The organism is Ideonella sp. BN130291, from assembly GCF_036231905.1.
Classification (GTDB): Bacteria; Pseudomonadota; Gammaproteobacteria; order Burkholderiales; family Burkholderiaceae_C; genus CAMLIZ01.
This window is the reverse complement of the sequence record NZ_JAZARE010000005.1, coordinates 174533-187807: the sequence shown is the minus strand read 5'-3', so window position 1 is coordinate 187807 and position 13275 is coordinate 174533. Positions and strand designations below refer to the sequence as shown.

At 70.4% G+C, this 13275-nt stretch carries 11 protein-coding genes; 7 read left to right on the top strand and 4 right to left on the bottom strand.

Annotated elements, in window-relative coordinates; all coding sequences use genetic code 11:
- Positions 1-25 precede the first annotated feature (25 nt).
- From VPH43_RS12425 to adeC, 5 genes are all read left to right on the top strand, one after another.
- Complete coding sequence (locus tag VPH43_RS12425; protein ID WP_328578021.1) at positions 26-1315, top strand: DcaP family trimeric outer membrane transporter; 1290 nt, start codon at positions 26-28, stop codon at positions 1313-1315.
- 77 nt (positions 1316-1392) lie between these two features.
- Positions 1393-2091, top strand: a complete 699-nt coding sequence (locus tag VPH43_RS12420; protein WP_328578020.1) for a TetR/AcrR family transcriptional regulator — start codon at positions 1393-1395, stop codon at positions 2089-2091.
- Positions 2092-2386: 295 nt separating this feature from the next.
- Positions 2387-3535 (top strand): efflux RND transporter periplasmic adaptor subunit, encoded by a 1149-nt coding sequence (locus VPH43_RS12415; RefSeq protein ID WP_328578019.1) that lies wholly within the window; start codon positions 2387-2389, stop codon positions 3533-3535.
- Positions 3536-3546: 11 nt separating this feature from the next.
- Positions 3547-6636 (top strand): efflux RND transporter permease subunit, encoded by a 3090-nt coding sequence (locus VPH43_RS12410; RefSeq protein ID WP_328578018.1) that lies wholly within the window; start codon positions 3547-3549, stop codon positions 6634-6636.
- Positions 6637-6653: 17 nt separating this feature from the next.
- Complete coding sequence (adeC, locus tag VPH43_RS12405) at positions 6654-8048, top strand: AdeC/AdeK/OprM family multidrug efflux complex outer membrane factor (RefSeq protein WP_328578017.1); 1395 nt, start codon at positions 6654-6656, stop codon at positions 8046-8048.
- A gap of 10 nt (positions 8049-8058) precedes the next feature.
- Here adeC and VPH43_RS12400 read toward each other — a convergent pair whose 3' ends face one another.
- Both VPH43_RS12400 and VPH43_RS12395 read right to left on the bottom strand, forming a co-directional pair.
- Positions 8059-9555, bottom strand: a complete 1497-nt coding sequence (locus VPH43_RS12400; protein WP_328578016.1) for a M81 family metallopeptidase — start codon at positions 9553-9555, stop codon at positions 8059-8061.
- Positions 9552-10352 carry a ferritin-like domain-containing protein gene (locus VPH43_RS12395; RefSeq protein WP_328578015.1) on the bottom strand — a complete coding sequence of 267 codons (801 nt, stop codon included), beginning with the start codon at positions 10350-10352 and terminating at the stop codon, positions 9552-9554. The genes VPH43_RS12400 and VPH43_RS12395 overlap by 4 nt, the downstream gene beginning before the upstream one ends.
- 40 nt (positions 10353-10392) lie before the next feature.
- Here VPH43_RS12395 and VPH43_RS12390 point away from each other — a divergent pair, with 40 nt between their 5' ends.
- Both VPH43_RS12390 and hslO read left to right on the top strand, forming a co-directional pair.
- A complete protein-coding gene (locus VPH43_RS12390) occupies positions 10393-10917 on the top strand; it encodes a gamma carbonic anhydrase family protein (RefSeq protein ID WP_328578014.1) in 525 nt (174 codons plus the stop codon).
- Between the two features lie 37 nt (positions 10918-10954).
- Positions 10955-11911, top strand: coding sequence for an Hsp33 family molecular chaperone HslO (gene hslO / locus VPH43_RS12385; RefSeq protein ID WP_328578013.1), 957 nt, complete (start codon positions 10955-10957; stop codon positions 11909-11911).
- A 65-nt stretch (positions 11912-11976) separates the two neighbouring features.
- Here hslO and VPH43_RS12380 read toward each other — a convergent pair whose 3' ends face one another.
- A complete protein-coding gene (locus VPH43_RS12380) occupies positions 11977-12663 on the bottom strand; it encodes an ATP-binding protein (RefSeq protein WP_328578012.1) in 687 nt (228 codons plus the stop codon).
- Positions 12639-13265, bottom strand: coding sequence for a nicotinamide riboside transporter PnuC (pnuC, locus tag VPH43_RS12375; RefSeq protein ID WP_328578011.1), 627 nt, complete (start codon positions 13263-13265; stop codon positions 12639-12641). The genes VPH43_RS12380 and pnuC overlap by 25 nt, the downstream gene beginning before the upstream one ends.
- Positions 13266-13275: the final 10 nt, after the last annotated feature.

The window sequence follows — 13275 nt, the reverse complement described above, 5'->3', positions numbered from 1 at the left end:
AACAACCCCCAAGGAGAGAGAAGCCATGATGAACAAGACCCTCGTCGCACTGGCCGCCGGCCTCGCCGTGCTGGGCACGGTTCCCGCCCAGGCGCAGTCCAGCAAGGAGCTGGAGGAGCTGCGCAACGAGATCAAGCAGCTGCGCCAGGAGATCAATGCGCTCAAGCAGCAGAAGGGCGCCACCGCCCCGGCCGCACCGGCCGACAGCACCAACTGGGGCGACCGCATCGAGCAGGTCGAGATCAAGCAGAAGGACGCGGTGGTGGCCGGCGACATCGGCGGCGGCTTCCGCCTGCCGGGCTCGGAAACCTCGATGCGCATCTACGGTTACGCCGAGGCGCATGCCATCCACGACTTCGGCCGCTGGTCGCCGCCGGACAACTCCACCAACCTGCAGTTCCAGCCGTCCGAAGGGCAGAAGGGCCGCACCAAGTTCACCGCCGAAACCTCGCGCTTCGGGTTCGAGAGCTCAACGCCCACGCAGTACGGCACCTTCAACACCAAGCTGGAAGCCGACTTCTATTCCTACGGCTCGGGCAACCGCAACCGCCTGCGCCTGCGCCATGCCTACGGTGAATACGCCGGCTTCCTGGTCGGCCAGACCTGGTCCACCTTCATGGACCTGGACGACCTGCCCGAGACGGTGGACTTCAACGGCCCGATCGGCGCGCCGTTCTCGCGCCGCACCATGGTGCGCTACACCTACAGCGACCCCAAGGTAGCCAAGTTCACGGTGGCGCTGGAGGATCCGGAAGACCAGTTCGGCAACGGCAGCGCCAACGAGCGCCTGCCGCAGTTCGTGGCCCGCGTGGACAAGAGCTTCGACTGGGGCGCGGTGAACGTGCGCGGCCTGGTGCACGAGAAGCGCTCGGCCACCACCACCAAGCGCGGTTATGGCCTTGGCATCGGCGGCAGCTTCAAGATCACCGACAAGGACCTGCTGATGGCGCAGTTCGCGCGCGTGGACGGCGACTTCGACCAGATGTACGGCTCCAACGGCTATGCCATCGACCCGGACACCGGCGCCATCACCTTCGACCACAACATGGGCCTGGTGGTGGGCTACGCCAAGACCTTCACCGACCAGCTGCGCGGCACCGTGGCGTTTGGCGCGAACAAGGCCAAGACGGCGCAGGACATCGGCAACCGCACCCTGCGCCAGCTGCACGTGAACTTCATCTACTCGCCGATCAAGAACGTCGAGCTCGGTGCGGAGTACGTGTGGGGCCAGCGCAAGAGCTTTGCCGACGCGGACAACAACGTCGACAAGGGCGACCTGTCCCGCTTTGACCTGATGGGCCGCTACTCCTTCTGAGGCCCCGCCGGGCCATGCCCGAGCCGGTCGGTCGGTTGCCATTGACAACCGACCGACCGGACGGTTAGTCTGCACCCATGTCCACCAGCCCGTTCAGCGGACCGCTGGTCCCGCCGCCCAGCCCTGACGCCAGCACATCGCGCGTGGATGCGCTGCTCGATGCGGCGGAAGCCGTGATCGTGCGCGACGGCATCGCCAGCCTCACGCTGGACGCCGTGGCCGCCGAGGCCAAGGTCAGCAAGGGGGGGCTGTTGCACCACTTTCCCAGCAAGGACCGCCTGGTCGACGCGCTGGTCAAGCGCACCGCCGGCGCGATCCGCGGGCACAACGCCCAGGCCTACGAGCAGGCGGAAGAGGGCCCCGGCCGCATGGCCCGCGGGCTGCTGGCGGCCAACCTGCGCGACCTCGACGAGTGGTGCGTCACCTGCCAGCGCGGCTCGGCCGCCACCTTCTCGGCGCTGGCCCACAACCCGCAGCTCCTGGCGCCCATGCGTGACGCCTATGCCGAGCTGCACGGCCGCGTGGCGGAGGACGATCTGCCCGAAGGCGTGGGCGAGGTCGTGGCCGCCGCCATCGACGGCCTGTGGCTGTACTGGGTGCTCGGCCTGGTGCAGGTGGACCAGACCATGATCGTTCGTGTGCGCAAGGCACTCGAGAAGATCCTCGACGACGCCAAGCCCGCACCCCGCGGGCGCAGCGCCGGCGCCGGCAGCAAGACGGCCGCCGGCCGTCGCACCGTTGCGAAGAAGGCCCCCGCCGCCGCGCGCAAGCGCTGAGCCCCCGGCCGGCCTGCGTGCCGCGCTGGTTTCCCTCGCTTCCCCTGTCTTTCCCCTGCTGACCGTCGGGTGTCCTGACGCGCCGGCGCCACGCCGGCGCGCGGGTTCGCGGGCGGTTGTCGCGGTGCTGCTGCGCTGCGGCGCGCTCGGTGGCGCGTCGGCTTCACGCCGCATAGATTGACCGACCGGACGGTACCGACCGTCTGGTCGGTTGACAACCGACCGGCTGGACGGTAGCGTTGCGCCCCATGTGCTGGCCTGGATGCCGGCGCAACCGAACCTGAAGGAGCAACCCATGAACAACGTGTTCCGATCGGCCGTCCTGCTGACGGCGCTTGTCGGCATCGGCGGCGCGCTGGCCGCATGGAAGTTCGGCGCCGACCCGGCTGCAGGGGCCGGTGCCGCGCAGGCGGAACCGGCCGAAGCCGTTTCCGCCGCCACCGCGGTGGCGCGCGAACATCGCGGCGCCACCAGCGCGATCGGCACCGTGCTGGCGCTGCGCTCGGTGACGCTGCGCAACGAGATCGCCGGCACCGTGCGCCAGGTCAACCTGCAGCCGGGCGCCATCGTGGATGCCGGCAGCGTGCTGGTGGCGCTGGACGTGTCGGTGGAACAGGCGGACCTGAAGGCGCAGCAGGCCCAGCTGGGCCTGGCCAACGCCACGCTGAAGCGGCTGGAGGCGCTGCGCGGCTTCGACGCCATCTCCGAGATCGACCTGGACAAGGCGCGCGCCGAGCGCGACGTGGCTGCAGCGCAGGTGGCCCGCACCGAGGCCGTGATCGCGCGCAAGCTGATCCGCGTGCCCTTCCGCGCCCGCGTGGGGCTGGCCAACCTGCACCCTGGGCAGTACCTGCAGGAGGGCACGGAGATCACCACCTTGCAAAGCGTGGACGAGGCACTGCATGTGGACTTTGCGGTGCCCCAGGCGGTGGCCGCGGCCCTGAAGCCGGGCGACCGGGTGGACGTGTTCGCCGCTGCCGAGGCGGGCCGCGCCGCAGCACCGATCGCCGCCCGCATTGCCGCGGTGGACGCGAAGGTCGATCCCGCCACGCGCAACAGCACGGTGCGTGCGCGCATCCAGCTGGGCAAGGAGGCTGCCGCCAGCGCGGTGCTGCCGGTGCCCGGCTCATCGATGCGTGTGAGCGTGGCGGTGGGCCAGCCGGCGGCCGCGGTGGCCATCCCGGCGACCGCGCTGCGCAAGGGGCCGGCCGGCGACCATGTGTTCGTGCTCGCCGCCGGTGCCGACAAGCAGCTGCGCGCGCATCAGCGCCCGGTGCAGGTGGGCGCCGCGCTGGGCGACGAAGTGCTGGTGACCGGTGGCCTCGCAGCCGGCGAGCAGGTCGCCGCTTCGGGCTCGTTCAAGCTGCGCGACACCGCCCTCGTGGCGGTGGCGCCAGCGCCCACACGCACGTCGGCCAAGGCCGGTGCGGCCACCGGCGGCTGAAGGAGCAAGCCATGCGCTCTTCCATCACCGATCTTTTCATCCGCCACCCGGTGCTCGCCGTGGTGGTGAACATGGTCATCGCGCTCGTGGGCTGGCGGGCGCTGGCCACCCTGCCGGTGCAGCAGTACCCCAACCTCGAAAGCAGTTCCGTCGTCATCACCACCGTCTACACCGGCGCCAGCGCCGAGACGGTGCGCGGCTTCCTCACCACGCCGATCGAGCGCGCGGTCTCGGCCATCGGCGGCGTGGACCATGTGGAGTCCAGCAGCCGCGCCGGCGTGAGCACCGTCACCGTGCGCCTGAAGCTCAACCACAGTTCGACCGCGGCGCTCGCGGAGGTGACAGCCCGGCTGCAGCAGGTGCGTTCCGAGCTCCCCGGTGAAGCCGAGCCGCCTGCGGTGGAGGTGCAGCGGGCCGACCGGCCGTATGGCACCTTCTATCTCAGCTTCGCCTCCAAGGAGCGCAGCGTTTCGGCCATCACCGACTACCTGGTGCGCAATGTGCAGCCGCGGCTGGCCACCATCGACGGTGTGCAGCGTGTCACCAACAACGAGGGTGGCCGCAACCTCGCGATGCGGGTGTGGATCGACCCCGACCGCCTGGCGGCCCTGGGCCTCACGCCGGGCGACGTTCAGGCGGCCCTGCAGCGCAACAACTACCTGGCCGCGGTGGGCCAGACGCGCAATGACCAGGTGCAGGTGAACGTGCTGGCCAACACCGACCTGCGCTCGGTGGAGGAGTTCCGCCAGCTCATCGTGGCCGAGCGGCAGGGCGCGGTGGTTCGGCTGGCCGACGTGGCGCGTGTGGAGCTGGGTGCCGAAGAGGCGCAGCTCGCCGCCCGCTACAACGACCAGGAGGCGGTGTACCTCGGCATCTGGCCGGTGCCCGGCGCCAACGAGCTGGAGGTGGCCGACGGCCTGCGCGCCAAGATGGCGGAGATCGAACCGACGCTGCCCAAGGACATCGAGATGCGCCTGGTCTGGGACGGCACGATGTTCATGCGCGACGCGCTCAAGGAGATCAGCAAGACGTTGGCGGAAACCGTGGCCATCGTCGCGCTGGTGGTCTTCCTCTTCCTCGGCTCTGCCCGCACGGCGCTGGTGCCGCTGGTGGCCATGCCGGTGTCCCTGATCGGCGCCGGCGCGGTGATGTACGCCTTCGGCTTCAGCCTGAACCTGCTCACCATCCTGGCGATCGTGCTGTCGGTGGGGCTGGTGGTGGACGACGCCATCGTGGTAGTGGAGAACGTGGAACGCCACGTGCGCGAAGGCAAGACCCGCATGGAGGCGGCGCTGGCCGGCGCCCGCGAGCTGTTCGGCCCCATCGTGGCAATGACGATCACGCTGGCCGCGGTGTATGCGCCCATCGGCATCCAGAGCGGCTTGACTGGCGCGCTGTTCCTCGAGTTCGCGATCACGCTGGCGGCCGCCGTGGTGGTGTCCGGCATCGTCGCGGTGACCTTGTCGCCGGTGATGAGCGCGCACTTCGTGCACGAGGGCGGCCACCAGACGCGCCTGACCGTGTGGGTGAACCGTCAGTTCGACCGGGTGCGGGCTGGCTACGGCCGCGTGCTCGACGTGGTGCTCGGCCTGCGTGCGGCCATCGTGCTGGCGGCGCTGCTGATCGCGGTGGCGGCCTACCCGCTGTATGTCTTCTCGCGCCAGGAGCTGGCGCCGGTGGAAGACCAGCGCCACATCAGCCTGTACTACGAAGCCTCGCCCGATTCGTCGCTGGCCGCCACCAAGCGCGATCATCTCGACGTGGTGAAGGCGGTGCGCGCCTTCCCCGAGACCGAGTTCACCTGGTCGCTCACGGCCAACTGGGGCGGCTTCGGCGGCATCGTGGTGAAGGACTGGCAGCAGCGCAGCCGCTCCACCGAGGCGATGTACGGCGAGGTCTACGGCGCCGTCTCGCAGGTGCCGGGCCTGCGTGTGTTCCCGCGCCTGGATCCGCCGCTGCCCACACCGGGACAGTACGACGTGGAGCTGGTGCTGCAGAGTGACGACCCGCCTGAGCAGCAGCTGGCGATCGTGTCGCGCGTGATCGAGGCCGGCATGAAGAGCGGCAAGTTCCTCTACGTGGACACCGACCTGAAGCTCGACCTGCCGGAGGCGCGCGTGGTGCTGGACCGCGAGCGCATCGCCGACCTGGGCCTGGACCTCGCCGGCGTGGGCCGCGAGCTGGGCACGCTGCTGGGCGGCAGCCACGTCAACCGCTTCAACTGGTTCGACCGCAGCTACAAGGTCATCCCGCAGATCGGCGACGAAGGCCGCGCCTCGATCGCACCGCTGCTGGACCTGAAGATCAAGACGCCCGCAGGTGCGCTGGTGCCGGTGTCCACCTTCGCGCGCGTGGAAACCAGCGCGGCACCGCGCACGCTCAACCGCTTCCAGCAGCGCAATGCGCTCAAGGTGTTCGGCGGCGTCGCGCCGGGTGTCACCAAGGAGGAGGGCCTGCGTGTGCTGGAGGATGCCGCGCGCGCGGCCGGTGGCGACCGCGTGGTGCTGGACCATGCCGGCGAATCGCGCCAGATCCGCCACGAGGGCTCGGCGCTGGCCGTGACGCTGGGCTTCAGCCTGGTGCTCATCTACCTGGTGCTGGCGGCGCAGTTCAAGAGCTTCCGCGATCCGCTGATCGTGCTGCTGGGTTCGGTGCCGCTGGCCATTTCCGGTGCGCTGGTGTTCAGCTTCCTGGACCTGACCACCATCAACATTTACTCGCAGGTGGGCCTGATCACGCTGGTGGGCCTGATCGCCAAGAACGGCATCCTGATCGTCGAGTTCGCCAACACCTTGCAGGAGCGCGGGCTCGCCAAGCTGGCGGCCTTGCGCGAGGCGGCGCTCACCCGCCTGCGGCCGGTGCTGATGACCTCGGCCGCCACGGTGTTCGGCCACCTGCCGCTGGTGCTGGTGTCCGGCCCGGGCGCCCAGGCACGCAACAGCATCGGCACGGTGCTGGTCAGCGGCATGGTGATCGGCACGGTGTTCACGCTGGTGGTGGTGCCGGTGTTCTACATGCTGATCGCCAAGGACCGCCGGGGCACGGCGGCAGAGGCGCACACGGCGGACGCCGGCGCGCACCTTGCCGCGCTGCCGGCCTGAGCCAAAGGAGCACAGAGATGAAAACACTTTCGTTGCTGGCCGCCGCGCTGGTGCTGGCGGGCTGTACCAGCCTCGCGCCGGACTACCAGCGCCCTGCGGCGCCTGTGCCGCAGGCCTGGCCAGCGCCATCTGCAGCCACCGCAGCATCGCCCGACGCCGTGGCCGAGCGCAGCTGGCAGCAGTTCTTCAGCGACGAGCGGCTGCGCACGCTGATCGGCCAGGCGCTCGAGCACAACCGCGACCTGCGGGTGGCCGCGCTCAACATCGAACGCGCGCGGGCGCTGTACCGCATCGAACGCGCCGACCGGCTGCCGACGGTGGCGGTTGGTGCGGGCGCTACCGCGCAGCGCACGCCCGGCAGCCTCACCCCCAGCGGACGTGCCGAAACCACGCACCGCTACGACGCAGGCGTGGGCATCAGCGGCTATGAACTCGACTTCTTCGGCCGCGTGCGCAGCCTGAACGAGGCCGGGCTGCAGGAGTACCTGGCCACCGAGCAGGCGCGGCACAGCGCGCAGATCAGCCTGGTGGCCGAAGTGGCGAATGCCTACCTCGCGCTCGCCGCCGACCGTGAGCGCCAGCGGCTGGCCCGCGAGACGCTGGACAACCAGCGCAGCGCCTACACGCTCATCCAGCGCCGCGTGGAGTCGGGCGTCGCTTCGCAGCTCGACCTGAGCCGCGCGCAGACCACGGTGGACGCGGCCCGTGGCGACCTCGCGCGTTTCACCGCGCAGGCGGCGCAGGCAGAAAACGCGTTGGCGCTGCTGGTGGGTGCGCCGCTGCCACCTGAGCTGCTGCCCGATTCGCTGGCGCCGGTGGCCACGCTGGACGCGTTGCCGGCGGGTCTGCCGTCGCAGGTGCTGCAGCGCCGGCCCGACATCCGGGGCGCCGAGCACCGGCTGCAGGCGGCCCATGCGCAGATCGGTGCCGCGCGTGCGGCCTTCTTCCCCAGCATCACGCTCACCGCCAGCGGCGGGGTGGCCAGCGCTGCACTGGCCGACCTGTTCCGGGCAGGCGCGGGCGCGTGGGCCTTCCTGCCACAGGTCACGCTGCCGATCTTCGAGGGTGGCCGCCGCCAGGCTGCGGCGGAGGTGGCGGACGCCGAGCGCGCGATCGCCCTGGCGCAGTACGAAGGCGCCGTCCAGCGCGCCTTCCGCGAGGTGGCCGATGCGCTCGCCGTGCGCAGCACGCTCGGCGAACAACTGGAGGCACAGCAGTCGCTGGTGGCCGCCACGGCGCAGACCTTCCGGCTGTCGGAGATCCGCTTCCGGCAGGGTGCGCTGAGCTACCTCGAAGTGCTGGATGCGCAGCGCGAGATGGTGGCGGCCCAGCAGGCGCTGATCGCCGTGCGGCTGACGCGCCTGTCGAACCAGGTGTCGCTGTACCGGGCCCTCGGCGGCGGCTGGGCCTGAGCCGTTGCCCTCAAGGCCGGCGTGCGATCTGCGACGGCAGCCGCCGCCACGGCAGGTCGGCCGGGTCCGCCGCCATCGGCCCCGGCGCCTTGGCCACCAGGATGTGCGAGGCGATCGGGCCGAAGGCGGCGCGGAAGTGCACCGAGCTCTTGTTCACCAGGATCTTCATGCGTTCGGGCTGAACGCCGAGGAAGCGGTAGAGGTCCAGGTCCAGCATCTGGCACTTGGCTGAGGTGATGAGCACCAGCACGCCGTCGATGTCCACGCAGGCGCTGGGCCCCAGGCGCGCGGTGCTGCCGGCCGTCATCGGCCCATGCAGCGGCACCACGCCGTCGCTCACCGCCCGCACCACGCAGCGGCAGCGCAGCGGCGGGTCGCTCAGCCCGCCGGCGTAGGTGGGCACCGCTTGCCCCAGGCGCAGCTCCAGCAGCGCACCCGGTCCGCCGGCCGATGCGGTGGCCGCGGCCTGCGCATCGTGCAGCAGGCCCAGTGCCACCCGGCCGGGCCAGCGCTGGCCGGCGCCGGCGGCCAGCACCGCATGCAGCATGCCGGTGGTGTTGGCATCACCGCCCGCACCGGGGTTGTCCTGGGTGTCGGCGATGACGACCGGCCCTTCGGACTGCTCCGCCAGCGCCAGCGCTTCGTTGACCGCTTCACGCGGGGCGCGCAGGTCCAGCGACCACTGGGCGCGCTGCGCGACGATCTGCTCCGCGAGCGCGTTCACGGCAAGCTGCACGGCGTCGGCATCGGGCCCATGGCCAAAGACCACGGGCCCGCACTCGGGGAAATCAGCGGCCGGGAAGCCCATGGCGCAGCTGAGCATCACGCCATGCTGCGCCTCCAGCGCGGCCAGCCGCGTCATCACGCTGGCGGCCGGCTCCATCAGGGTGCACTGCGCGTTCAGCGGCAGCAGGAAGGGAATGCGCAGGTGCCGCGTGCTCCAGTGCGCGCCCGCGTGCAGGGCGGCCAGCATGGCGGCCGCGCGCATGCCGGTCTCCGCCATGTCCACGTGGGGATAGGTCCGGAAGGCGGTCATCGCCGTGGCCAGGCGCAGCATGCGTTCGGTGACGTTGGCATGCAGGTCCAGGCTGGCCACCAGCGGCATCTGCGGGCCGATCACCTCGCGGATGCGCGCCAGCAACTCGCCCTCGGCATCGTCCAGGTGCTCGGCCACGGCGGCGCCATGCAGGTCGAGGTACACGGCGTCGAAGCCACCGCGCTGCAAGTCCTCGATCGCCGCGGCGCTGATGCGCTCGAAGGCGTCCTTGGTCACATGGGCGGAGGGCGATGCGCCGGCCCAGATCGACGGCAGCAGCGTCCAGCCGCGCTCGCGTGCGCTGCGGATGAAGCCGCCCATCGGCAGGCTGCTCGGCCCGATGAGCTCGAGCATCGCCTCGCCGCGTGACACGGCGGGGTAGCCGGCGCCGGCCTGGAAGGCAGCCCAGTCGGCTTTGGTGGGGGCGAAAGTGTTGGTCTCGTGCTGGAATCCTGCGACAAAGACTCTCATGGGTTGGCTGTGTCCTGCAGAGTGGCCAGCTCTGCCTCGCTGAAGCCGGCGGCCAGGCGGGCAGGGCGGTTGAAGGGGGGTTTGAGTCGGGGCGCGCCATGGCGTTCAGCCAGGGTGCGGTAGTGCTGCACCGGATCGAGCCCGTCGCGCTTGCACAGCCAGGCGTACCAGCGGTTGCCCACCGCGACATGGCCGATCTCGTCGCGCAGGATGATGGCCAGGATCTCTACTGCGCGCTGGTCGCCGGCCTTGGCGAACTTCGCCTGCATCGGTGGCGTGGCGTCCAGGCCGCGGGCCTCCAGCGTGCGGGGCACCAGGGCCATGCGCGCCACGATGTCGTGCCGGGTCTTGTCCGTCATGGCCCAGAGTCCGTCGTGTGCGTCGAAGTCGCCGTAGTCGTGCTGCAGGCTGCGCAGGTGCTCTCGCAGCAGGGTGAAGTGCAGCGCCTCTTCACCCGCCACCCGCAGCCAGTCGAAGTAGTAGGCATCGGGCATGCCCGGAAAACGCCACACGGCGTCCAGCGCCAGGTTGATCGCGTTGAACTCGATGTGGGCCACGGCGTGCAGCAGCGCGGCCCGGCCTTCCGGCGTGAACGGCGAGCGGCGCGGCACCTGGTCGGGCGGCACCAGCGCGGGGCGCGCCGGGCGGCCGGGCAGGAGCGCGGGGGCGGGCATTGCTGCGGTGGGGTTCAGGGGCGCCCCTCCGCGGGCGGCGGCCTGCAAGGCCAGCGCCGCATCCGCCTTGGCGGTGGGGTCGGCCAGGCACAACACCTCGAGCGCGCGCTGTCGAAGCTCCATCCCTAGAATTATGGGCTCCACTGCTTTCTCGGACCGCGCCATGGCCATCTACCAACTCGGGGACGACACGCCCCGCATCGCGTCGTCGGCCTGGGTGGCCGACAGCGCCAGCGTGATCGGCAAGGTGGCGCTCGGCGAAGAGGCGAGCATCTGGTTCAACACCGTGGCGCGTGGTGACACTGACTGGCTGCACATCGGGCGCGGCTCGAATGTGCAGGACGGCAGCGTGCTGCACACCGACGCCGGCATCGAGCTGGTGATCGGCGAGAACGTCACCGTGGGCCACCAGGTCATGCTGCACGGCTGCACCATTGGTGACAACTCGCTCATCGGCATCCAGTCGGTGGTGCTCAATGGCGCGAAGATAGGCCGCAATTGCCTGGTGGGCGCCGGCTCGCTGGTGACCGAAGGCAGGGAATTCCCCGACGGCTCGCTGATCATGGGCTCGCCGGCCCGCGTGGTGCGCCAGCTGTCGCCGGAGCAGATCGAGCGCCTGGCGCTGAGCGCCCGGCACTATGCCGCCAATGCCAGGCGCTTTGCCGCCGGGCTGCGCAAGATCGGTTGAGGCTTGAACCGGGGCCACCAGCCCCAAGGTGACACGGGTGAGCGAACTCCACAAATTCCTTTTCGATGGCCTGCCGGTGCGCGGCATGCTGGTGCGCCTGACCGACGCCTGGCAGGACGTGCTCAAGCGCCGCGAGGCGGCGGGCCCCTTTCCGGCGCCGGTGCGCGCGCTGCTGGGCGAGATGGCGGCCGCGGGCGTGCTGATGCAGTCCAACATCAAGTTCAACGGCGCGCTGGTGCTGCAGGTGTTCGGCGACGGGCCGGTCAAGCTGGCGGTGGCCGAGGTGCAGCCGGACCTGAGCTTTCGCACCACCGCCAAGGTGGTGGGCGAGGTCAAGCCCACGGCGCAGCTGGAAGCCATGCTCAATGTGCACGGCAAGGGCCGCTGCGCGATCACGCTGGACCCCAAGGACAAGAAGCCGGGCCAGCAGGCCTACCAGGGCGTGGTGCCGCTGCACGGCGACCACCGCGAGCCGCTGCAGGAGCTGGCCCAGGTGCTGGAGCACTACATGCTGCAGTCCGAGCAGCTGGACACCCGGCTGGTGCTGGCGGCCAACGACCAGGTGGCCGCCGGGCTGCTGATCCAGCGCCTGCCGATCGAAGGCGAAGGCAACCTCGAAGGCCGCCGCAATGAAGATGACATCGGCCTGAGCGAAGGCTTCAACCGCGTGGCGCACCTGGCTGCAACGCTCACGCAGGAAGAGCTGCTGGAGCTGGACGTGGAGACCATCCTGCACCGGCTGTTCTGGGAGGAGCCGCTGATCCGCTTCGAGCCGCAGACCCCGCACTTTGCATGCACCTGCTCGCGCGAGCGCGTGGGCCAGATGCTCAAGGGCCTGGGCCGCGAGGAGATCGACAGCGTGGTCGCGGAACGCGGCGAGGTCGAGATCGGCTGCGAGTTCTGCGGCCAGCAGTACCACTTCGACCCGGTGGACGTGGGGGAGCTGTTCACGCCGCCGGGCAACCAGCCGCCTGGCAGCGGGGCGGTGCAGTAGCCTGCAGGGCCTGTGCCCTCCGCTGGAGCGTGGGCGCTACGTTGGTGTGAAGGAGGCAGCCGGGCTCAGGGCCGCAGCGCGGCGTGCTCGCATTCGGGCACGTCGCATTTGTCGCACACCCACTGCCAGGCCGGCTGCGCCGCCTCGCGCTCGCGCAGGCGGGTGAAGAGGCCGGCTTGAGGTGCGGGTGCGCGCAGCAGCAGCGGCGTGACCGCGTCCAGTGCGCACTCCAGCCGCGCGGCGCCGGTGCCCGACACCACGCTCCAGGCCACGCCGGCGCGCACCAGCGCGCTGCGCACTGCGCGGTCCACCGGCTCGCGCACATGCGGGCCGTCGCGCTGCAGGCCGTCGGGCACCCAGGGCAGGTCCAGCGCGGTCAGCAGGGTGAGGGCATAGGTCTGCTGGTGCGCCAGCGCCATGCCGTACAGCGAGGCATCCGCAAACAGCATCTCGCTGTACACCGCCGTCATCAGCGGTGTGGTGTCGGCGATCACGACATCGAAATGATCGGCAGCGCTGCGCACCCGCTGCGCCTGGCCCTGGGCAATGGCCAGCTGTTCGTCGGCGCGTGGTGTGCGGTGGTGGCTGTCGCACCAGTCGCGCAACAGCTCGCTGATCCAGGTGCAGCGCAGGCCGGTGGCCTGCGCGATGCGCTCGCACAAGGCACCGGCCAACGCGGTCTTGCCGGTGCTTTCCGCTCCCACGATGGCGATGCACACGCCGGGCGTCATGCCGTGGCCTTGCTTTGCCACGCGCGCCAGCCGGCCAGCGACATCACCACGAACAGCCCGTAGAGCAGCACGGTGAGCCACAGGCCCTTGTAGGCAAACAGGCCCACGCTCACGGTATTGACCAGCACCCAGGTGGGCCAGTTCTCCACGTACTTGCGGCCCAGCAGCCATTGCCCGGCCACGCTGAAGGCGGTGGGGAAGGCGTCCCACCACGCCACGTCGGTGTCGGTGAAACGGTGCAGGAACAGGCCCAGCAAAGGCCAGGCGGCCAGGGTCAGCAGCAGCAGGCGCCAGCGGCCTGCTGCGCCCAGATACCGAACGGCCAGGGCATGGCCAGACGCATCGGTGCCGCGCAGCCACTGCCACCAGCCCCACAGCGCAACCACCGCGAAGAAGATCTGCAGCGAGGCATCGCCATACAGCTTGCTGTTCCAGAACAGCAGGCAGTACAGCAGCGAGCTCACGATGGCCAGCGGCCAGCCCAGCGGGTTGACGCGCATGTTGCACACCACCATCCACAAGGCGAGCACGAAAGCCACGATCTCCAGCCAGGTGACCGGGCTGCCCCAGACGGAAAACGCGCTCGCGAACAGTGGCTGCAGCGTGTGCAGCAGGGCATCCATCACGCAGCCT